Source organism: Micromonospora polyrhachis (genome assembly GCF_014203835.1).
GTDB classification, from domain to species: Bacteria; Actinomycetota; Actinomycetes; order Mycobacteriales; family Micromonosporaceae; genus Micromonospora_H; species Micromonospora_H polyrhachis.
Genome location: NZ_JACHJW010000001.1, coordinates 3,693,551 through 3,713,622, shown reverse-complemented (window position 1 = coordinate 3,713,622; position 20,072 = coordinate 3,693,551). Strand labels below are relative to the sequence as shown.

Genomic DNA, 20,072 nt, shown 5'->3' with positions numbered 1-20,072 from the left:
CGGCGTGACGCAGCCTCCCTCGTACCCCGCAGTTCCGCCCGCCGGGGCGTACCCCGGTCCGGGAGCTCCGCCGCCCCCGCCGGGTCATCCCCCGGCGGGGTACGGCGGGCATCCGGGCTTCGGGCCGCCGATGCCGCCCCCACCGCCGGTCAGTCCGGCGGGTCAACCGCTGGCCAGCTTCGGTGACCGCCTGCTGGCGCTCCTGATCGACTCCGCCATCATGGCCGGGATCGGCGCGGTGCTCGCGATCCCCGTCATGATCGTCTTCTTCATCATGATCATCCCGGACTCCTCCGAGATCGCGCCCGACGGCACCCTCGTCGAGCCGGACATCTTCGGCGACTTCCTACTGCCGATGCTGCTGATGTATGCCGCCATCTTCGTGATCGCCTGGGCGGTGGCCTACGTCTACTACGTCGAGATGATGTTCCGCACCGGCCAGACCACCGGCAAGAAGGTCATGAAGATCAAGGTGGTACCCCTGGACCCGGCGGCCACGCTGGACCGGGGTGGCGCCTTCCGGAGGTTCCTGGTGCAGAACGTCGCAGCGGGGTTGGTGCCCGGGCTCAGCTACCTGGACGGGCTCTGGCAACTGTGGGACAAGCCCTACCAGCAGTGCCTCCACGACAAGTTCGCCCGTACGGTGGTCGTTAAGGTTCCAGGGTGAACAAAGGCTCCGGGGCAAGCGAATGAGGTCGGCGTCATGACGGTACAGCCAGGTTGGTACACCGATCCCGCCGAACCCACCACCCAGCGCTACTGGGACGGCGAAGGCTGGATCGGCGCACCACTGCCCGCCGACGCGACCCCACCCTCGGGCCCACCACCGGTCGAGCCCGAACCGGTGCCGCAGTCGCCAGCGGCCAGCCCGGTAGGCGGGCCGACCGGTACACCCGCCGGCCCGGTGTCACCGGGGACACCCGAAGCTGGATACCCACCGCCGGCGACTCCCGGAGCTGATTACCCACCGCCGGGGATGCCCGGCTCACCGTTCCCACCACCGGGGGTTCCCGGGCCGGTACCACCGCCCGCCAATGGCGTACCCGGGCCGTTCCCACCCCACGCGGTGCCACCCGGCTGGCCCCACCCGCACTACTACCGGATGCCGCCGCCCCGCCCACACGGCCACCCGCTGGCGTCGCTGGGGGCCCGGCTGGTCGCCCGGCTGATCGACATCGGCATCGTGTTCCTGCTGAACGTCGTGGTCAACGGCTGGTTCGTCTGGCGCTACGTCCAGGAGGTGGCCCCGCTCTATCGCGAGGTCTTCCGGCGGTCACTGGCCAACGACCCGTCGACCGAGGGACTACCGCAGCTCAGCGACCAGGCCGCCAACCTCCCGCTCGTCATCCTGCTCATCGCCACCGCACTCTGGTTCGCCTACGAGGTGCCGGCGGTGGCCAACGGCGGGCAGACGGTGGGCAAACGGCTGATGCAGATCAGGGTGGTCTCGCTGGCCGAGGACCCGCAACTCGGCTTCGGCCGCTCACTGCGCCGCTGGAGCATGCCGCTGGGCCTGCCGACCCTGGCCTGGTACTGCTGTGGCATCGGCTTCGTGATGCAGCTGATCGACTGCGCCTTCGTGCTCTTCGACCAGCCGCTGCGCCAGGCGCTGCACGACAAGCGCGCGGCGACGGTGGTCGTACAGGCCCCCAAGCAACCAATCGGCCCGGCCGAGGAGCGATCCGACGATCGCACCGACACCCCTGGAGGTACTGCATGACCGGCGACGAACCCCGTCCCCAGCTCCCACGGTTGACCCGGGCCGACCTGGCGGCGTTGCCCAACTACGTACCGGGGCGTAGCCCGGCCGACCTGGCTCGGGAGCTGGGTCTGACCGAAGCGATCAAGCTGGCCAGCAACGAGGTGCCCTACGGCCCGCTGCCCGGAGTCGTGGAGGCGGTCACCGAAGCCGTCGCCGGAGCGCACCGTTATCCCGACATGGGCGTTCTGGCCCTGCGCGAGGCGCTCGCCGAACGCTACGGCGTATCCGCCGACCGAATCGCTACCGGCTGTGGCTCGGTGGCGCTCTGCGAACACCTGGTCCGGGCCACCTGCCTGCCCGGCGACGAGATCGTCTACTCCTGGCGGTCCTTCGAGGCGTACCCGATCATCGCGGCGACCAGCGGTGTGACCAGCGTGCGGGTGCCGAACACCGCCGCGCACGGGCACGACCTGGCGGCGATGGCCGACGCGATCACCGACCGCACCCGGCTGGTCCTGGTATGCAACCCCAACAACCCGACCGGTACGAGTCTGCGGCGAACCGAGTTGGACCGGTTCCTCGATGCGGTGCCCGAGGACGTACTGGTGGTGCTCGACGAGGCGTACCGGGAGTTCGTCACCGACCCGGAGGTGCCGGACGGGCTGGCGGTCTACGGTGACCGCCCCAACGTCGTGGTGCTGCGCACCCTGTCCAAGGCGTGGGGGCTGGCCGGGCTGCGGATCGGCTTCCTGGTCGGCCAGCCGGAGGTGGCCGGCACGGTACGCAAGGTGGTGACCCCGTTCTCCGCCAGCATCGCCGCCCAGGCCGGCGCGCTGGCCGCCCTCAACCAGGAGGAGGAGGTACGCCGCCGCTGCGCACTGGTGGTCGACGAGCGGTCCCGGCTCACCGACGCGCTGCGCAAGCTCGTGCCGGAGGTGCCGGAGAGTCAGGCCAACTTCGTCTGGCTGCCGCTGGGCGACCGGGCCGTCGAGTTCGCCAAGGCCTGCGAGGCGCGGGGTGTCATCGTCCGTCCCTTCGCCGGTGACGGCGTACGGGTCACCGTGGGTACGCCGGCCGAGAACGACGCTTTCCTGGCCGTTGCCGAATCGGCCCTCTGACGGGTTGGAAGGGGCTTCTTCTTACCTGAACCGCCCAACGCCAGCCCAAAGAGGGGAAAAGGGCCAAAAGCGGCGATAAGTGCTTATAGTTGCGCTATGCGCGCACTATCGACGCTTGTCGGGATAGCGATGTCCGTCGGCATCGTCGCGCCTCCCACGATCACACGAGCGGCGGTCCCGGGTCGACTCGTCGTGCTCGCGAGACAGGACCACAACCTGTCGATCATCGTCCCCAGCGCGGTGAGCCTCGGTGCGGCACGCACCGGCACCACACTGGGTGGCCGACTCGGCACGGTAACCATCGACGACCAGCGGCTGGTCAACCCGAACACCTGGACGGCCACCGTCTCCGCGACGAGTTTCCAAACCGGTGCCGGCGGGACCGGTCGGACGATTCCGAACACCCAACTCTCCTACTGGTCTGGACCGGAGACAAAAAGCACCGGCGGAGGCACCCTCATCCCAGGCCAGTTGACCCCCGCCCAGGCGCAGTCCCTGGGGGTACCACGCATCGCGTTCCGCAAGACCTCCGGCAACGGCAACAACCGGGTGAGCTGGAACCCAACCCTTGTGGTGGCCGTACCGACCGGTATCACTGCCGGCCTCTACGTCGGGACGATCACCCACTCTGTGGCCTGATCGGGCAGGAATACGCCGACAAGCGAAGTAACCACTAACCATTCTTAAGCCACTGAAACACCGCAAACTCGGACTTGTCGGATTTATAGTTAGGGTCATGCGAAAGACATACTTATTATCCGGCGTCGCTGCCGCAGCAGCAGCGTTGGTCGTTGCCATGTCGTCCCCTGCGACGGCGCAACCATCTGGTGACACCGTCGTCACGTTCACCGTGGCCACCTCCAACCTGGTCATCCACGTTCCGGCCTCCGTCAACCTCGGCTCCGGTTTCCCCGGCTCGACCATCAGCGGACAACTCGGCACCGTCCAGGTGGTCGACTCGCGAGCCGCGCTGGCCGCCACCTGGATCGCCTCGGTGACCTCGACCGCCTTCACCACCGGCAGCGGCACCCCGGCCGAGACCATCTCCAACCAGAACGTCGACTACTGGTCCGGTATGCAAACAGCCAGCACCGGCACCGGCACCCTCTTGCCGGATCAACCCACGGCGGCGGACGCGGTCAGCCTGGACGTACCGCGCACCGCCTTCTCCAAGACCACCGGCTCGGGTGACAACACAGTGAGCTGGAACCCGACGCTCGAGATCAGCGTCCCCGCCACCGCCGTGGGCGGCCTCTACAGCGGGACGGTGACCCATTCGGTGGTGTGAGAGTCGGCTCGCGGTCGTCCTGGCCGCCCTGGCGCTCGCCGGCACCGCTCCGATGCCCACCAGCCCGGCCGGGGCCACCACGACCGGCATGACAGCCGCCGGGCTGGCCGGGGCGACCGCACCCACACCACCTGACCAGCCGGATCCCGCCGCCAGCGTCGGGATCCGGCTGGTCGACGCCCCGGTCAGCCGTCGCGACGACACTCGCGCCCACCAATACATCGTGGACCACGTGAAGCCGGGCGAGACCATCGGCCGCCGCGTCGAGGTGACCAACTCCTCGACGGTGGCCCGGGACATCGAGCTCTACCCAGCCGCCGCGACCGTGGCACCCACCGGCTTCACCTTCGCACCGGACCGCACTCGCAACGAACTCACCGACTGGATCCGGCTGGAACACGACATGCTCGACCTCGACGCCGGCCAGCACGTCCGACATGGGCCACCATCGACGTACCCAAGACCGCATCAGCCGGTGAGCGGTACGCGGTGGTGTGGGCGCAGACCGCCAGCGCGCCGGACCCCTCCGCCAACGTCCGTAACATCGGTCGGGTCGGCATTCGGATCTACCTCTCGGTCGGGCCGGGTGGCGAACCAGCATCGGACTTTGAGATCGACCAGTTCGCCGGGGAACGAACGCCAGACGGTACGCCGGTGGTGACTGCCCGGGTCCGCAACACCGGAGCCCGCGCGCTCGACCTGGGCGGCACCCTGTCCCTGTCGGACGGACCGGCCGGGCTCTCCGCCGGATCGGTGGACGCCAAGCTCGACACCCTTGGCATCGGGGCTACGACGACCCTGCGGGTTTCACTCGACCCCCGGATTCCGGACGGTCGGTGGACGGCCCGACTGTCCCTGGCCAGCGGGCGCACCGAACGCACGGCGACCGGCACCGTGACCATCGGCGAACCGACCGTACGCCAGGCCGCCTTCCGGCCGTTCTCACTGCTCGCGGGCACCGCCACGGTCACCGTCCTGGCGGTCGCGTTGTTCGGCGGTTACACCTATCAACGTCGACGTTCCGACGCCGCCCGGCATCGGCGATGACCAGCGGGTGCCCATCCTGGCATCCGTAGTCCCGCGTCGGGCACGGACGCCTCAGCTGCCGGCGAAGAGGACCGGCTCGATGGTCAGGTAGTACCGGTCGTCGTCCGCGTCCGGATCGACCGGCCCAGCCAGGCGTTCCACCGCCAGGAAGCCGGCGGCGGCGTACGTGCGGCCGGGCTCCCAGTCGAGGGACTGTTTCTCCTGAGTCAACGGAAACCGGGACACTTCCCGACCGGTGGCCGGATCCAGGTCGACCAGCTCCCCGGCTTCGTTGCGCAGGTGTATCCGACCGGGCTGAACTGCGAGGATCCGGCTGGTGCCGGGGTCGTCCCGCCGCCACACCTCGGTACCGTCCGCCACCGAACGGGCCACCACACCACTCGTCCCGACCGTCACCGCCAGCTCCCCGGCGAGTACGGCCCCTGCGGCGTCCAAGGCCGGGGCGGTGGTCGGCCCGGTCGACCCGATCGGATCGGTGACAAGCCAGCCCCGACCGGCGGCGTCGCTGGTGCCGGCCCGCAGCGCGGCGCAGGACGACTGGGCGATCACGCAGCCGAGCGGAGTGATGGTCAGCTCGGGTCCGGTATCCGCCGGCCGCCAGCGGGCGACCGACGCGCCGGTCGACACGTCACGGAACTCGACAACCTGGGGGACGGCACAGGTGTCCACGCTCACGAACTGGCCGCCAGTGGTGGTCATGCCACTCGCCACACAGGACGGATCGTGCTCGGCCCGCCACATCTCCCGACCGGTCGCCAGGTCGAGCCCGCGCAGTTCGGCTCGGCCGATGACGGTCAGGACGACCTGGTCGTCCCCGGTGACCGCGGTGCGTAGGCCGGGCGGGGCGTACACGGTGGCCGCCCCGGTGCGCCGCCCGGCGTACTCCAGATCCGTTTCCGGCCCCTCGGCCCGCCAGGCGATCCGGCCGGTACGGGCATCCAGCGCGACCAACTCGCCGTCCGACCACTGGCTGACCACCGTCGTTCCGGCCGCCACGACCCCGACGAGTTGGGCCGGCCACCGCCGGAAGGACCAGTACGGCGTACGACGGGTCCGCGCGTCCACCGGCTGGTCTGCGACGATCTGTCGAGGGGCGGCGTGGATCCGGAGTCGGTTGTCGACGATCAAGGGTGCGGTGGCGAGAGTGCCGAGTACCCCCGGCTGGGCGGTCACCGGGGAGGGATAGCCGAGCCGGGCGGGGGTGAGTTCCTCGGCCGGGGCGAGTACGCGGTACGCGATCGCGCCGGCTGCCACGACGGCCAGGACCACCGCCAGTACGGCGATCGTCTTCTTCGGCCAGCGCCGCGCCCCACTCGGGGTCTCCATACCGCACCTCCGCCGGCACCCTATCGAGCAGAACCGGCGTGCTCCCTGGCAGGTCAGCCGAACAGACGATACGACTCGCTATCGAAAAAGCCGCCGGCGGTGGCCCGGTGCTCCTGATCGGGAGCCGAACCACCGCCGGCGGACATGTAACCCGCGTCGTGGTCAGCGCCCGAACGCGCCTGCCTTGGTCGCGTCGACGAAGGCGGCCCAGCCAGCCGGGGCAAATGTCAGCACCGGCCCCTCCTGGTCCTTGGAGTCCCTGAGCCCGACGACGCCGGCCAGGTTGTCGGCGACCTCGATGCAGAGACCCTGGTCGTTGGAGCGGCTGCTTTTGCGCCAGCGGGCACGGGAAAGGTCAATCACTGGATACCCCTTGAAGAATTGAGCTAATACCCTAATCCGGGTATGTAATATTTCTCGGTATCTGTACCAGGTTGCCCTGGGTCGACACCGGTTAGTCAACGCTTCAACGCCCGATTGGGTGATGGCCCGAGTCGCACAACGGGTGCGAGAAAGTGATCTCCGGCGGCCGTCGTCGCGTCGCCGAGTTCGTCGGGCAGGCCGAGCGCCTCGGTGCGCCCCGCCCCCGGACCACTCTCCCCATGACGGACAGTGACGACAGCCCGGACGACAGGGCGGACACAGCGTTCACCCGACGACGCTTAGCCCGTTCGACGGGGTTCGTTCACCCGATGGTCGACGTCGGTCATTCGTACCTATCTCTGTCGCATCTTTCTGTAAGCGTTGTGTCGCTTACCGCGAAGAGACACACTCAAATCCAACCGGGCGGGAATCCTCCCTGAGAGGCCCGGTCCCGCCCCAGTGCACCTCACGGAAAGGCCATTCGGAACGGGAAGGCGGCACGTCGGATGCGACATCACGGGGGCAGCAGCGGCCCAGCCGAGCTGCAAGACGTCAAGGTCCGAGCAAACTCCTGGTGGGACAATCCTGGTCGGCCCACCCCATACCTACTGTGGGGTCTGATCTGGTGCCGGTGCGGCACCACGATGGTGCCGCTGGATCGGTGTACCGACGCCACCACCACCGAACGCTTCTACCGCTGCGACGCGGGTTGTGGTCGACCACCGGTGCCCGCCGGCACCTTGGAGGGCAAGGTGTTCCGCGCCGTGCTCGACGAGAGCCGGCGACGATCGCCCCGGCGTACCCCGCCCTGGTTACGGAGCCTGCGGGCCGCCTGGGTGGATCTCTCCCTGGACCGGCGACGCGATCTCATCCGCCGCCGGATCGGTCGGGTGGTCGCCGGGGCTGAACAGGAACCCCAACTGCACTGGCTGGCCTACGCATCCGGCGGACAGTGAGGGATTCGGGGCTGGCCCTCGCCAGCGTCCCGGTCGGCGTGACGATGCCGACCGGACTCCGAGGCCAGCCCCACCGCTCTCTGGTTATCTGACGTCAGGCGACGGCGACCGGTGAGACCGACCGAGCCGGCAGGATGGTGCCGGTCACCTCACCGAGGGCAACGGTGGTGCCATCCGGTCCGGGAGCGGTCGCGGTGATGGTGACCGTGTCCCCGTCGGCCAGGAAGGTCCGGCCCGGGTCTTCTCCCACCGACACCGGCTCGGTGCCACCCCAGGTCAGCTCCAGGAACGAGCCGACCTGGCGGCGGTCCGGCCCGGAGACCGTGCCGGAGGCGTAGAGGTCGCCGGTACGCAGCGACGCCCCGTTGACCGTCAGGTGGGCGAGTTGCTGGGCCGGGGTCCAGTACATCGTCGCGAACGGCGGCTCGGTGACCCGCTCACCGTTCCAGTCCACCGCCAACCGCAGGTCCAGCCCGAGATGCGGTACGTCGCGCAGGTAGTCCAGCACCGCCGGCTCCTGGTCGGGCGCGGGCACCCAGGCATCGGCCAGCGCCGCCAGTGGCGTCACCCAGGGCGAGACGGAGGTGGCGAAGGACTTACCGAGGAACGGGCCGAGCGGCTGGTATTCCCACGCCTGGATGTCCCGGGCGGACCAGTCGTTGACCAGCACCACCCCGAAGACGTACTTGGCGAAGTCGTCGACCGGCACCCGGTCGCCCAGCGCCGACGGTACGCCCACCACGAAGCCGACCTCGGCCTCGATGTCCAGCCGCTGTGACGGGCCGAAGACCGGGCCGTCCGACGTCGGACGCTGCCCGCACGGACGGACCACCGGTGTGTCGGAGACGACGACCGTACCGGCCCGACCGTGGTAGCCGATCGGCAGGTGCTTCCAGTTCGGCAGCAACGGCGGCTGGCCCGGACGGAAGATCTGCCCCACGTTGGCCGCGTGGTGCTCGGAGGAGTAGAAGTCGACGTAGTCGGCGACCTCGAACGGCAGGAGCAGCTCGACCTCGGCCAGCGGCACCAGCAGCGGCTCGACATCGGCCCGGTGCTCCTCATCGACCAGTAACTCGACGATCCGGGCCCGAACCGCACTCCACTGGCCGGGGCCGAGGGCCATGAACTCGTTGAGCACCGGTCGGCGTAGGGCACCACCGGCCAGGATCAGCTCGGCTGCCTCGGCACCGTCGAGGTCGAGGACGAAGTCCGCCACCCGTACGCCGATGCGCGGTGCCCGGTCACCGTGACGGAACACCCCGTACGGCAGGTTGTGCACCCCGTACGGCGAGCCCGCCGCGCCTTCGACCCAGGTCATAGCTCGAATCCCCCGTTCACCATGTTCATCCGGATCAGGTCGGTCAGTGGTTCCACGATGCTGCACGAGCCGAACCCGATCCACAACGGACGGTCCCGGTCCCGGCGGATTCGGGCCGGCTCGACCAGGCGCAGCGGGTCGGTGGTGGCGAGCAGGTCGGCGATGTCGGACACCTCGGCACCGTCGGCTGCCACTGCCGCCGCGACGAGTACGTTGACGAAGCCGTGGTGGGTGAACCCGGTCTCCGGGTCGGTGTTCCGAATGGCGTGGTGCAGGCCGGCGGTGAGCTTGAACGGCAGGTCCCGGTCCCGGCAGGCGCAGATCACCGCGGCCAGCTCGACCGGGGTCGGGAAGAGTTCCGCCGCCAGCCCGCCGCTACGGAACTTCGCCGCGATCCGGGCGCCGTCGACCCGCGCCTGGGCGACCGTGTCCAACGCCCGCAGCAGTCCCCAGGTCAGCGGGATCTCGGTGTAGACGTCCACGTCGAGACGGTCGGGCAGCCGGGTCAGCTCAGCGAGCCCGGGTTGCGGGTCCTCACCGCGCTTGGCCACCGCCGCCTCGACCTGACGTACGACGATCCGGGGGTCGAGACTGTCCCGGAGTTCGGTCAACCGGCTCAGCGGCGTGACGTCACCGATCACGCCGACCTCGATCCGCTCGTCAGGACCGAGCAGTTCGGTCAACGCCGGCAGCGCCGAGGCGGGGACGAGCAGCGGCCCGACCAGGTCGGCGTACCACGCCGCCCGGTGCTCGCGATGTGCGGCGAGCGCGTCGGGCAGCGCGGCGCTTCCGGGTGGGAAGACGGCGGCGTCGTCGACGAGACCGGCAAGGAGCCGGGGCACCTGCGTTGACACGAACACAGAATCTACGGGACGCTACGACTAACGGACAACAGCGTCCGATTATCGGACGCCATCGGCCGGTGACTGGGACAAATCGGGAGATGGTCATGCCGTACTACCGCAGCGTCGGCGAGGTGCCGCGCAAACGCCACACCCAGTTCCGTCAGCCCGACGGCAGCCTCTACGCCGAGGAGCTGATGGGCCAGGAGGGGTTCTCCTCCGACTCCTCGCTGCTCTACCACCGCCACCTACCGACCGCGATCGTGGCCGCCGAGGAGTTCACCCCACCGGCCTGGTCCCGGGTGCCGAACCTGCCGTTGAAGCCCCGGCACCTGCGCACCCACAAGCTCGACGGCGGGACAGCCGACCCGGTCCTCGGCCGGCAGTACCTGCTCGCCAACGACGACGTCCGGATCGCGTACGTCGTCGCCGACCAGCCGTCGGTGCTCTACCGCAACACCATCGGCGACGAATGCCTCTACCTGGAGGCCGGCACCGCGCGGATCGAGTCGACCTTCGGGGTGCTCGACGCCGTCACCGGTGATTACGTGATCATCCCGACCTCGGTGGTGCACCGGATCGTGCCGACCGGTGACGCCCCCGTCCGGCTGCTGGCCATCGAGGCCAACGGACACGTCGGGCCGCCCAAGCGCTACCTCTCGGTACGCGGCCAGTTCCTCGAACACTCCCCCTACTGTGAACGGGACGTACGCGGCCCGGCCGAGCCGCTGCTCGTCGACGGCACCGACGTCGAGGTGTACGTCCGGCACCGCCAGGGCTGGACCCGGCACGTCTACGCCAACCACCCCTTCGACGTGGTCGGCTGGGACGGGCACCTCTACCCGTGGGCCTTCTCCATCCACGACTTCGAGCCGATCACCGGCCGGGTGCACCAGCCCCCACCGGCCCACCAGACCTTCCAGGGGCCGAACTTCGTGATCTGCTCGTTCGTACCCCGGAAGGTCGACTACCACCCGTTGGCCATCCCGGTGCCGTACAACCACCACAACGTCGACTCCGACGAGATGCTCTTCTACACCGGTGGCAACTACGAGGCCCGACGCGGCTCCGGCATCGGGCAGGGCTCCATCTCACTGCACCCCTCCGGCTTCACCCACGGACCGCAGCCAGGGGCGGTGGAACGCTCCATCGGGGCCGAGTTCTTCGACGAGTTGGCGGTCATGGTCGACACCTTCCGCCCGCTCGACCTGTGCGAGCCGGCGTTGGCCTGCGAGGACACCGGCTACGCCTGGACCTGGTCCCGCCCCGGCACACCCTGACCCGGCCCGGTTGCCGGAATCGAGTGGTGGCTCACATGCGAACCGCCACTCGACCCCGCAATCACGGTCAGCGAAACGACCGCCGGAACACCACGATCTCGGCGACCACGGTCGCACAGATCGCCAGCACCAGCGGCCACGGCGTACCGACCAGGGCGTAGAGCAGGATCAGGCAGGGCGCCGCGGGTACGGCGTACCCGGCGATGCCCAGCGCCCGGTCCTGCCGAAGCAGGGCGGGCAGCACCCGCCCGAACAGGCCGGGCACCCGAACGGCGAGCAGCCACATCACCGCAGCTCCGCCGACCGCCAGGACCAGCGCCATGATCCGGGACAGCGCCTCGTTGTTGGCCGCCGAGAACGCCACCAGCACCACCGCGACGATCGCATAGCCCGCGCCATACAGCAGCAGGTTGCGCAGCCCCTCCCCGATCGACCGGGGGGCCGAGCCGAGCCGGGCCGGTGCGGGCACGATCGTCTCGGTGACCTGGGCCAGGGCCACGCTGTAGCGACGTTCCTCCAGGCGGACCACCCCGACCTCCTGATGCGCCTCGGCCAACGCCGGATCGAGCCGCAGCGCCTCGCGATAGGCCCGCTCGGCCAGGTCGTACAGCCCCAACCGGGCTGCCACCAGTCCGAGCACCAGATGGGCGGGTGCTGCTGCCGGGGCCAACTCGACCGCCCGCCAGGCAGCATCGAGGGCCGGTTGCCCGTTACGCGACTCGGCCAGGATCGCCGCCGCGCTGCGCTGGGCGTACGCGTCGGTCGGCCCGAACGCGAGAATCTGGTCGGCGGTCTGGGCCGCCTCCGGGAAACGCCGCAGGTCGGCCAGGGCGAACGCCCGGATCACCAGCGGGGGTACCGCATCGGGTACGGCGGCCACCGCCGCCTCGACCGCCGCCAACGCCTCGGCGGGACGATCCGCCGCCAGGTGTACGCGGGCAAGCATGGTCAACGCCTGCGGGTCACCGGGTTTGAGGGCGATCGCGTAGCCGAGTTCGGTGGCGGCCTCGTCGTAGCGACCGAGGTCGGCAAGGAGCACGGCCCGTTGCAGGTAACCGTCGGAGTGGTCGTCAGGTCCGAACCCGGGTTCGCTGGACACAGCCGGGCCTAGGTGGTCAAGACCGGGTGGATCAGGGCGGTGGCGATGCCGGCCAGCCCTTCGGCTCGGCCAGTCAGTCCCAGCCCGTCGGTGGTGGTGCCGGAGACCGTGACCGGAGCACCAACCGCGTCGCTGAGCGCCTGCTGCGCCTCGGCCCGACGAGGACCGATCTTGGGGCGTACCCCGACGACCTGGATCGAGACGTTGCCGATCTCGAACCCGGCACCCCTCACCCGACGGGCCGTCTCGGCCAGCAGGGTCACGCCGGCCGCACCGGCCCACTCCGGTTCGGCCACCCCGAAGTTGCTGCCGAGATCCCCGAGCCCGGCGGCGGAGAGCAGCGCGTCGCAGGCCGCGTGCGCGGCCACGTCCCCGTCGGAGTGCCCGGCCAGGCCGTCCACGCCCGGCCAGTGCAGGCCCGCCACCCAGCAGGCCCGTCCAGCCTCGAACGCGTGTACGTCGGTGCCGATGCCGACCCGGGGAACGATCATCACCGAAGCGTACCGATCAGGGGGTGTCGGTCGCCGCTCCGGTGAGGAGCAGATGCTCAGCCAGCGCCAGATCGAACGGACGAGTGATCTTCAAGGCGTACTCGGAACCCGGCACGCACCGCACCGATCCGCCCTGCTTCTCCACCAGCCCGGCGTCGTCGGTGAGCGGGTCGACGGCGGCAGCGTGCGCGGCGGCCAGCACCACCCGGCGGAAACCCTGCGGTGTCTGCACGGCCCGCAAAGCCGACCGGTCGACGGTGCCCAACACCAGCTCGTCGGCGGCGACTTCCTTGATCGTGTCGACAACCGGCAGCACCGGAATGACCGCGTCGTCACCGGCCCGGACAGCGGCGGCAACCGACTCGACCAGGGTGGACGGGGTGAGCGCCCGGGCCGCGTCGTGGACCAGGATGATCTCGGGCCCGGCCGGTACGGCTGCCAACGCGGCGGCGACCGACTCCTGCCGGGTGGCCCCGCCGACAACCACGGTCACCGGGGCGATCGGGGCGAGCAGCTCGGCGACGGCAGCAGCCTCGGCAACCGGTGCCGCCACGACGATCGAGTGCACGGACGGGGCGGCAGCCACCCGCCGTACGGCGTGCGCCAGCAGAGGCTCACCAGCAAGGAACCGCAACGCCTTGGGGCGACCCGGTCCGAGCCGAACTCCCGCACCAGCAGCCGGAACGAGGACCGCGACGTCACCGCGCGGATTGAGCTGCGCGGTCACGTCGCGGTCCTCGAATTCATTAGTAGTGAGAATGGGCGAAAAACGAGTGGAGCGTCCGGAACCGCTCTCTATGCCTCGGTCAGCACCTTGTCGAGAAGGGTTTCCGCCTCGTCCTTGGTGCTCTTTTCGGCGAGAGCAACCTCACCGACGAGGATGTCCCGTGCCTTGGCGAGCATCCGCTTCTCGCCCGCCGACAGGCCCCGCTCCCGCTCCCGACGCCAAAGGTCACGAACGACCTCCGCCACCTTGAGAGGGTTACCAGAAGCCAGCTTTTCCAGATTCGCCTTGTAACGCCGCGACCAGTTGGTCGGCTCCTCGGTGTGCGGGGCACGGAGGACGTCGAAGACCTTGCCCAGGCCCTCTTCGCCGACCACCTCGCGTACACCGACGATCTCGGCATTCTCGGCGGGCACCCGCACCGTCAGGTCACCCTGAGCGACCCTGAGAACGAGGTACTGCTTCTCCTCGCCCTTGACGACCCGAGTCTCGATTGCCTCGATGAGTGCGGCCCCGTGGTGGGGGTAAACAACGGTCTCGCCGACACTGAAAACCATAGGTTCGAAACCCCTTTCGCTGTGTCTAGGGTAACACGCTCAGGCACCGATGTCTCACCGCGTTCCTGACCGTTAGCGCAGCTCAGAGGCCTTGTGAGAGGTCTTTCTTCAGCTTGACAGCCGGTCAAACCGATGGTTCCGCTACGGTACGTTAACTAGGGATCACCGGCCAGCCGGGCAGGCCGGCAAATCGGAAGTCGGACGTTGCGGTCGTTCAATCGTAACTCTCCCCCTAGGGGTACGCCCACCACTGGCGAGACAGACGCCGGTGCGGGACCCTGAGGGCAGAGCCCGATCCACTGTTAGGTCGACCGGCAGGGGGCACGATGGGCACGGCAGGAAACGGTGACGCACGCTCAGACAACGATGGCCCGCCCGGGGGACTACCCGGTCTGCCACCCGAATGGGGAACGATCATCGTCCCCGACGACGCCTCCGCTCTGGCCACCGACGCCGCCCGCCTACGCACCGAGCTACGCAGGCAGGCTCGTCGTACCGCCTGGCGACGACGGCTCGGGCTGGCCACGGGGCCGGACAGCGGCAACCCCCGGCCGGTCCGGCTCGCGCTGCTGATCATCTCAGTCGCGGTACTGGTCACGCTGACCAGCTTCATCGCCGCCATCCGGCCGAGTCGGCAAGATTCCGAAGCCGCCCCGGCTGGCGACAGTGGGAATCCCGGGCGGCAACTGCCGGCGCTGGACCTGATCGGCGAGGAGGGTGCACCGGTGCCACTCCGGGGCCTGCTGCCCGCTCTGATCGTCTTCACCGACGACTGCGTCTGTACGACGGAACTGAACCTGGTGTCCCGGATCGTGCCGCCCGGCGTGACGGTGGTAGCACTGACCAGCGACCGGTCAGCCCAACCCGAGCGGCCGCCCCAATCACCCGCCGCCGGCACCCGCTTCCTCACCGACCCCGCCACCGGGCTGCGTACGTTCCTACGGTTGTCCCCCGCCCCAGCCTCCGTACCGGTGCTGCTCGCCGCCCGATCCGGAACGGTCGTACGGGTCCTGCCCGCCGTGGGTGACCTCGCCGACCATCCCGCCGAGTTGGCCCACCTGGGCGACCGTTAGCCGGGCGGGAAGGGTAGAACCAAGTCGTCCGCCGGGGCCAGTTGTATCCCGACAGCGACCGACTGACTCCCCGGTCGCAGCACCAAGATACGCACCTGCTTGGCGCGGTCGACGGAGAACACCATGCTCGCCCCCGGGCCGTCACAAGGCACAGAGCCGGCTGGCGGTTCGGCCTGCCCCACCGCCACCTGGATGATCAGCTCACCCGGGCCGACACAGAGGTATTGCAGGTGGTAGCGCCCGGCATCGACGGTGAGGCCCCAGTCGAGTTTCCCGCCGCCCGGCAGGATCGTCACATCCCGCCGCACCCGGTCAGGCAGACGCGGCAGCATGCTGTCGACGCTCTCCAAGCCGCCCGAATGGGCTGGCGTCCGCAGGGTGCGGGAGTCCGGCTCGGCCAGAAAATACTTGGTCATCGTCCGGCCGGTCGTAGGCTCCACCCCCACCAGGACCCGCGCGGAGGCGCGATAGGACGGCTCGGAAGTGGGCGAGGGGGTCGCTCGTGGGGCGGACAGTGGGATCACTTCGGGAGCGGAGACCACCCACCATCGGCCCCCCACCGCCAGTACACCCAGTGCCAGCGCGGCCAGCAGCAGACCCCGTAGCCAACCTTCCCGTCCCGCGTCCACCCGGCGATCCTACTGCCGCAGTCACCTATGCCGATATGCTCACCCCGCCCGGTGACCGCTGGAGCAGCGTCGCGTAGAGCGTCAACCCCGGCCCGAAGGCGAGCATCACGATCCAATCGGGTGGACGAGGCCCCTGGGTCAGCCGGTCCAGGATCAACAAGACGGTCGGTGACGAGCAGTTTCCACAATCGGCGAGCACCCCTCGGGACGCCGCCAACGCCTCCGGCGGGAGGCTCAACTCTCGTTCCACCACGTTGAGAATCCGAGGACCACCCGGATGCACCGCCCAGCCATCGACATCGGTCCGCCGCAGGTCGTGCCGGGCCAACAGCGAATCCACGAGATCGCGTACGTGCGACGCCAGCACCTGCGGAACCTTGGGCGACAGCCCCATCCGGAACCCGGTGTCGGTCACGTCCCAGGTCATGTAGTCCGCCGTCGAGGTATCCGTCACCGCGGCAACCTCGCGGACCGCGTACCCCGGGGTGGTGCTCTCCGGAGCGACCACAACGGCGACGGCAGCATCGGAGAAGAGCGCATGCGCGACGATCTGCTGCGTGTCCACCCGGGCCGAGGAGGGCTGTAGGTGCAGACCGGGTAGTTCGGCGCAGAGCAGGAGCGCCGGGCGACCCCGGGCGGCGACGAAGTCGCTCGCCGCACCGAGCCCGGGCAGCGCCGCGTAGCAGCCCATGTGGCCGACGAACACCCGCTGCGTGTCGGCGGCCATGCCCAGGTCGCGGGCCAGCAGGATGTCCAGGCCGGGCGTGGCGTAGCCGGTGCAGGAACAGACCGCGAAGAGCCCGATGTCGTCGGCGGCGAGACCGGCAGCGGTCAGCGCCCGACCCACCGCCTCCTTGCCCAACGGCAGCGCCTCAACGAGATAGCGACGCATCCGCCGCTCGGTCGGCCAGTCGGACACGTCCTCCAGAAGCGGATTGACCGCTGCCTGGCGGGTGGTGACCCCGGAGTTGGCGAAGATCCGCTGGGCCAGTTCCCGGGTGGTGCCGGAGAAGTGCTTGGCGAAGAAGCCCTCCCACAGCTCGGTCTGGGTAGCCCGGGGCGGCAGCGCGAGGCCCAGGCCCGTGATCACCGGCGCGGCATGCCGCCCGTGCGCGTCATGCCGCCCGTGCAAAGCGCCCATCATGTCCGCCTTCCGTTCGCGACTGCGGGGCTCGCAAGCTCACTCCTCGCGCTCACTGTGCTCGCCTCCCGTTCGCGACTGCGAGGCTCACAAGCTCACTCCTCGCGCTCACTGTGCTCGCCTCCCGTTCGCGACTGCGAGGCTCACAAGCTCACTCCTCGCGCTCACCAGGGCGCTCACCAGCGGGGGGTCGATCCGTCGCGGTCTGGGTCGCCACCCAACGCGGCGACACCGAGCCAGTCTGCGCAGACGTCCGAGGTGGCCGGATGCAACGATCCGCACCGGGCGTCCCGGTAGAGACGTTCCAGCGGATGCCCCCGACGGGTCGCGGAGGTACCGGCCGCCTCCAGCATCGAGGCGGCGACCTCCGCAGCGGTCGTACCGGCCAGCAACTTGGCCCGCCACACCCATCGGTTGGTCTCGGCGTCGCCCGGTGCCTCGTCCACCCGACGGGCCGCCTCGGCGACCGCCAACTGTGCGGCGGCAACCGCCGCATCGGCCCGACCGATCCGCGCCCGTACCGCCGGCAGGCTGGTGAGCCCCCGGGCCGTCAGATGCTCGACGGCGGCGTCCACCGCCGCCCGGGCCACTCCGACGTAGACCGCCGCGTAGCTGGCCACCAGCCAGTGCGGCATCAGCTGCGCGATCACGAGGGCAAGCCCCTCCACCCCACCGAGCAGCCGATCCGCCGGCACGGTGACATCCAGGTGTAGATCATGTGAAGCCGTGGCACGCATACCCAACGAGTCCCACGTCGGCTCGACACGCAACCCGTCCGGCGAGGCTGGCACCAGGAACTGCGACACCACCGACTGGTCCGCCGCACTCCGGGCGGCCACCAGATACGCGTCCGCGTGCCCCGCCCCGGAACAAAACGTCTTGGCACCCTTGATGTGGTAGCCGCCATCCACCCGGTGGTAGACGGTGGTGAGCTGCGACAGGCGGGCACCCGCACCCCGCTCACTCATGGCCACGGCGTACCACGATCCGGCCGCTGCCTCGGCGAGCAGCCGGTCCCGGGCGACCAGCGCCTCGTCCGACACGCCGAGCGCGTCGGCCAGCTCCTCGGTGACCGCACCGAGGGCACCGGTAACCGAGGCGTGCATGTTGAACACCAGCGCCGTCGCCCCGTTGCCCCGGGCCAGCTCGCCGGCGACCGCCGTGTATTCCGCGAACCGCGCCCCCGAGCCGCCCAGCTCCGACGGAACCATCAGGCCGAAGAGCCCCGCCTCCCGCAGATCCGCGAAGTCCTCGGTCGGGAAGGTGCCGTCCCGGTCGTGTCGGGCCGCCCGTGCCGCCAGCCGTGGCGCCAACCGGCGCGCAGCCTCGACCGCCTCCACCGCCATACCGTGCCCCCTTCTGTCGTCTGCCGAACCGCCCGCCCTACCCGGCCTTCACCCCCAGCCCCTGGTAGAGCACCGCCGTCGACCAGGTCGGCACGATCCGGGGGACGCCGGGACCCCCGAGGCCGTTCCGGCCGAGCGCGGGCACCGCCCGCCCGAGCAGCCACCGGGTCACCGGCCACGCCGTCGGGCGTACGCCCCGGACCCGCAGCCGTACGCCATGCCGGGCGCACTGCGCGGTCAGCTCCCGTACGTCGACGAAGAGATCAGGATCGTGGATGCCCCGAGGCACCCCCACCAGCCGCTCGGCCACCCGGACCGCCAGCAGGCGACTCAGCGCGGTGTCGTTCAGGGTGTCCAGCACAAGCGTCCCGCCCGGTCGAAGCACCCGGCACACCTCGGCCACCGCCGCAGGCCAGTCCGGTACGTGTTCCAGCAGCTCACCTGCGGAGACCACGTCCGCACAGCCGTCCGCCAGCGGGATCGCCGTGGCATCACCATTCACCGTGGTCACGCCGTGTGCGGCGGCCTGCTCCAACGCGGACCGGACCAGATCCACGCCGACATGTCGATAGCCCTTGCCGACCAGGTACGGCGTGAGCAGCCCCGCTCCACAACCGACGTCGGCGAGTATCGCCCCGGCACGACGTGCCGGGGGGATCAACCGGGCCCGGGCCTCGGCCAGCCAGTGCAGCATCGCGAAGGCCCCCTCGGGCCGCCACCACTCACCAGCCAGGTCGTCGTACTGCCGGAGATCGTTGCGCGGCAGTTCCCTGACCTGGACCCGAGTCGCCCTCGACAGCCCGTCCCGCATGGACTGAGCCTGGCACGATCCACCGGTCAGGGCCAGACTTCCAGGTATGTCGGGATTGGTGTCAGGCCTGATTCGGGCGAGTCATCCGGAACCGGCGGCGGCGGTGACCGGCGTGTCGGCGCTACTCGCCTGGGGTGTCGGGCATCGCCCGCTCGGCGTGGCGATCGTGGCGGCGGCGGTGCTGTCCAGCCAACTCGCGGTCGGTTGGCTCAACGACTGGCTCGACGCCGACCGGGACGCCTCGGTCGGCCGGGCCGACAAACCGGTCGCCGCAGGCACGGTCAGTCGGCGGACGGTAGGGCTCGCCGGTCTGCTGGCCGCCCTGGCCACGCCACCGCTGGCGCTGACCTCGAACCCGACCGCCGCGTTCTGGGTCACCGTCGCCCTGGTCTCCGCCCTGCTCTACAACTGGCCGCTGAAGTCCACTCCGGCCAGTGTGCTGCCGTACGCGCTCTCCTTCGGGGCGCTGCCGGCCTTCGTCGTACTCGCCCTGCCGGGTGCGCCCGCCCCGCCGGCCTGGCTGGTGGCGGCGGGGGCGCTGCTCGGGGCCGGCGCGCACTTCGCCAACGTGTTGCCCGATCTGGCCGACGACGCCCGGACCGGGGTGCACGGGCTACCGCACCGGATCGGTGCGGCGGGGTCGCGGGTGGCCGCAGCCGGACTGCTGCTCGCCGCGACCGCCATGCTGGTCCTCGGGCCCCCCGGGCCGCCGTCGTGGTCCGGGCTCGCGGCGATCGCGGTCGCCGCCGTGGTCCTACCTGCCGGCTGGTACGTCTCCCGCGCGGCGGCCGGCCGAGGTGATCGCCCGGTGGCGGTGTTCCGGGCGGTGATGCTCGTGGCGGTCATCGACGTCGTCCTGCTCGTGGTCAGCGGTCGGGTGGTGTAACCGACTCGCGTATCGGCGACTAATGCCCGGGTCGGCGTACGGGCGCAGATCACCCCCATTACCCTGGAGCCCGGT

Annotated in this window: 22 protein-coding genes; 10 read left to right on the top strand and 12 right to left on the bottom strand. The window is 70.1% G+C overall.

Annotated features, from left to right (window positions below; genetic code table 11):
- Positions 1–4: 4 nt before the first annotated feature.
- From FHR38_RS16185 to FHR38_RS16160, 6 genes are all read left to right on the top strand, one after another.
- Positions 5–667 (top strand): RDD family protein, encoded by a 663-nt coding sequence (locus FHR38_RS16185; RefSeq protein WP_312882190.1) that lies wholly within the window; start codon positions 5–7, stop codon positions 665–667.
- 36 nt (positions 668–703) lie between these two features.
- Positions 704–1,720 (top strand): RDD family protein, encoded by a 1,017-nt coding sequence (locus tag FHR38_RS16180; RefSeq protein WP_184535457.1) that lies wholly within the window; start codon positions 704–706, stop codon positions 1,718–1,720.
- Positions 1,717–2,820 (top strand): histidinol-phosphate transaminase, encoded by a 1,104-nt coding sequence (hisC, locus tag FHR38_RS16175; RefSeq protein ID WP_184535456.1) that lies wholly within the window; start codon positions 1,717–1,719, stop codon positions 2,818–2,820. Before FHR38_RS16180 ends, hisC begins: the two co-directional genes overlap by 4 nt.
- A 96-nt stretch (positions 2,821–2,916) precedes the next feature.
- Positions 2,917–3,459: a hypothetical protein gene (locus tag FHR38_RS16170; protein ID WP_184535455.1), complete on the top strand. Its 543-nt coding sequence runs from the start codon at positions 2,917–2,919 to the stop codon at positions 3,457–3,459.
- 157 nt (positions 3,460–3,616) lie between these two features.
- A complete protein-coding gene (locus tag FHR38_RS16165) occupies positions 3,617–4,108 on the top strand; it encodes a hypothetical protein (RefSeq protein ID WP_246446572.1) in 492 nt (163 codons plus the stop codon).
- A 492-nt stretch (positions 4,109–4,600) separates the two neighbouring features.
- Entirely contained in the window at positions 4,601–5,155 is a 555-nt protein-coding gene (locus FHR38_RS16160) for a COG1361 family protein (RefSeq protein WP_184535453.1), read from the top strand.
- A 51-nt stretch (positions 5,156–5,206) separates the two neighbouring features.
- Here FHR38_RS16160 and FHR38_RS16155 read toward each other — a convergent pair whose 3' ends face one another.
- Together FHR38_RS16155 and FHR38_RS16150 are read right to left on the bottom strand one after the other, a co-directional pair.
- A complete protein-coding gene (locus tag FHR38_RS16155; protein WP_184535452.1) occupies positions 5,207–6,481 on the bottom strand; it encodes an outer membrane protein assembly factor BamB family protein in 1,275 nt (424 codons plus the stop codon).
- A gap of 162 nt (positions 6,482–6,643) precedes the next feature.
- On the bottom strand, positions 6,644–6,844 hold the full coding sequence (locus FHR38_RS16150; protein WP_184535451.1) for a DUF397 domain-containing protein: 201 nt from the start codon (positions 6,842–6,844) through the stop codon (positions 6,644–6,646).
- Between the two features lie 506 nt (positions 6,845–7,350).
- On the opposite strand from FHR38_RS16150, the gene FHR38_RS16145 reads away from it, so the two are divergent.
- Positions 7,351–7,800, top strand: a complete 450-nt coding sequence (locus FHR38_RS16145) for a hypothetical protein (RefSeq protein ID WP_184535450.1) — start codon at positions 7,351–7,353, stop codon at positions 7,798–7,800.
- A gap of 94 nt (positions 7,801–7,894) precedes the next feature.
- Here the strand turns inward: FHR38_RS16145 and fahA are convergent, their stop codons facing one another.
- Complete coding sequence (fahA, locus tag FHR38_RS16140) at positions 7,895–9,118, bottom strand: fumarylacetoacetase (protein ID WP_184535449.1); 1,224 nt, start codon at positions 9,116–9,118, stop codon at positions 7,895–7,897.
- A complete protein-coding gene (locus FHR38_RS16135; RefSeq protein WP_184535448.1) occupies positions 9,115–9,972 on the bottom strand; it encodes a hypothetical protein in 858 nt (285 codons plus the stop codon). Before FHR38_RS16135 ends, fahA begins: the two co-directional genes overlap by 4 nt.
- A gap of 95 nt (positions 9,973–10,067) precedes the next feature.
- On the opposite strand from FHR38_RS16135, the gene FHR38_RS16130 reads away from it, so the two are divergent.
- Entirely contained in the window at positions 10,068–11,240 is a 1,173-nt protein-coding gene (locus FHR38_RS16130) for a homogentisate 1,2-dioxygenase (RefSeq protein ID WP_184535447.1), read from the top strand.
- Positions 11,241–11,307: 67 nt separating this feature from the next.
- Here the strand turns inward: FHR38_RS16130 and FHR38_RS16125 are convergent, their stop codons facing one another.
- From FHR38_RS16125 to FHR38_RS16110, 4 genes are all read right to left on the bottom strand, one after another.
- The gene (locus FHR38_RS16125) at positions 11,308–12,339 is read right to left on the bottom strand and encodes a tetratricopeptide repeat protein (RefSeq protein ID WP_184535446.1); all 1,032 of its coding nucleotides are present in this window, start codon (positions 12,337–12,339) and stop codon (positions 11,308–11,310) included.
- 8 nt (positions 12,340–12,347) lie between these two features.
- On the bottom strand, positions 12,348–12,833 hold the full coding sequence (gene ispF, locus FHR38_RS16120) for a 2-C-methyl-D-erythritol 2,4-cyclodiphosphate synthase (protein WP_184535445.1): 486 nt from the start codon (positions 12,831–12,833) through the stop codon (positions 12,348–12,350).
- A gap of 13 nt (positions 12,834–12,846) precedes the next feature.
- A complete protein-coding gene (gene ispD / locus FHR38_RS16115; RefSeq protein WP_184535444.1) occupies positions 12,847–13,557 on the bottom strand; it encodes a 2-C-methyl-D-erythritol 4-phosphate cytidylyltransferase in 711 nt (236 codons plus the stop codon).
- Positions 13,558–13,625: 68 nt separating this feature from the next.
- On the bottom strand, positions 13,626–14,111 hold the full coding sequence (locus FHR38_RS16110) for a CarD family transcriptional regulator (protein ID WP_184535443.1): 486 nt from the start codon (positions 14,109–14,111) through the stop codon (positions 13,626–13,628).
- A gap of 326 nt (positions 14,112–14,437) precedes the next feature.
- Between FHR38_RS16110 and FHR38_RS16105 the strand changes: the two genes are divergently transcribed.
- Entirely contained in the window at positions 14,438–15,184 is a 747-nt protein-coding gene (locus tag FHR38_RS16105; RefSeq protein ID WP_184535442.1) for a hypothetical protein, read from the top strand.
- On the opposite strand, the gene FHR38_RS32265 is transcribed toward FHR38_RS16105, so the two are convergent.
- From FHR38_RS32265 to FHR38_RS16085, 4 genes are all read right to left on the bottom strand, one after another.
- Positions 15,181–15,813 (bottom strand): DUF6023 family protein, encoded by a 633-nt coding sequence (locus FHR38_RS32265; RefSeq protein WP_184535441.1) that lies wholly within the window; start codon positions 15,811–15,813, stop codon positions 15,181–15,183. The two genes, FHR38_RS16105 and FHR38_RS32265, sit on opposite strands and share 4 nt — an antisense overlap.
- Before the next feature lie 25 nt (positions 15,814–15,838).
- Complete coding sequence (locus FHR38_RS16095; RefSeq protein WP_184535440.1) at positions 15,839–16,954, bottom strand: type III polyketide synthase; 1,116 nt, start codon at positions 16,952–16,954, stop codon at positions 15,839–15,841.
- Between the two features lie 176 nt (positions 16,955–17,130).
- A complete protein-coding gene (locus FHR38_RS16090) occupies positions 17,131–18,300 on the bottom strand; it encodes an acyl-CoA dehydrogenase family protein (protein ID WP_184535439.1) in 1,170 nt (389 codons plus the stop codon).
- Between the two features lie 37 nt (positions 18,301–18,337).
- Positions 18,338–19,111, bottom strand: coding sequence for a methyltransferase domain-containing protein (locus FHR38_RS16085; protein WP_184535438.1), 774 nt, complete (start codon positions 19,109–19,111; stop codon positions 18,338–18,340).
- A gap of 46 nt (positions 19,112–19,157) precedes the next feature.
- On the opposite strand from FHR38_RS16085, the gene FHR38_RS16080 reads away from it, so the two are divergent.
- Entirely contained in the window at positions 19,158–19,997 is an 840-nt protein-coding gene (locus FHR38_RS16080; protein WP_184535437.1) for a UbiA family prenyltransferase, read from the top strand.
- Positions 19,998–20,072: the final 75 nt, after the last annotated feature.

Bases quoted from the DNA above. Each gene is read 5' to 3' on its own strand.
- FHR38_RS16180 (WP_184535457.1), top strand. From the start codon at position 704: ATGACGGTACAGCCAGGTTGGTACACCGATCCCGCCGAACCCACCACC.
- hisC (WP_184535456.1), top strand. From the start codon at position 1,717: ATGACCGGCGACGAACCCCGTCCCCAGCTCCCACGGTTGACCCGGGCC.
- FHR38_RS16170 (WP_184535455.1), top strand. From the start codon at position 2,917: ATGCGCGCACTATCGACGCTTGTCGGGATAGCGATGTCCGTCGGCATC.
- FHR38_RS16165 (WP_246446572.1), top strand. From the start codon at position 3,617: ATGTCGTCCCCTGCGACGGCGCAACCATCTGGTGACACCGTCGTCACG.
- FHR38_RS16155 (WP_184535452.1), bottom strand. From the start codon at position 6,481: ATGGAGACCCCGAGTGGGGCGCGGCGCTGGCCGAAGAAGACGATCGCC.
- FHR38_RS16145 (WP_184535450.1), top strand. From the start codon at position 7,351: ATGCGACATCACGGGGGCAGCAGCGGCCCAGCCGAGCTGCAAGACGTC.
- fahA (WP_184535449.1), bottom strand. From the start codon at position 9,118: ATGACCTGGGTCGAAGGCGCGGCGGGCTCGCCGTACGGGGTGCACAAC.
- FHR38_RS16130 (WP_184535447.1), top strand. From the start codon at position 10,068: ATGCCGTACTACCGCAGCGTCGGCGAGGTGCCGCGCAAACGCCACACC.
- FHR38_RS16110 (WP_184535443.1), bottom strand. From the start codon at position 14,111: ATGGTTTTCAGTGTCGGCGAGACCGTTGTTTACCCCCACCACGGGGCC.
- FHR38_RS16105 (WP_184535442.1), top strand. From the start codon at position 14,438: ATGGGCACGGCAGGAAACGGTGACGCACGCTCAGACAACGATGGCCCG.
- FHR38_RS16095 (WP_184535440.1), bottom strand. From the start codon at position 16,954: ATGGGCGCTTTGCACGGGCGGCATGACGCGCACGGGCGGCATGCCGCG.
- FHR38_RS16090 (WP_184535439.1), bottom strand. From the start codon at position 18,300: ATGGCGGTGGAGGCGGTCGAGGCTGCGCGCCGGTTGGCGCCACGGCTG.
- FHR38_RS16085 (WP_184535438.1), bottom strand. From the start codon at position 19,111: ATGCGGGACGGGCTGTCGAGGGCGACTCGGGTCCAGGTCAGGGAACTG.
- FHR38_RS16080 (WP_184535437.1), top strand. From the start codon at position 19,158: ATGTCGGGATTGGTGTCAGGCCTGATTCGGGCGAGTCATCCGGAACCG.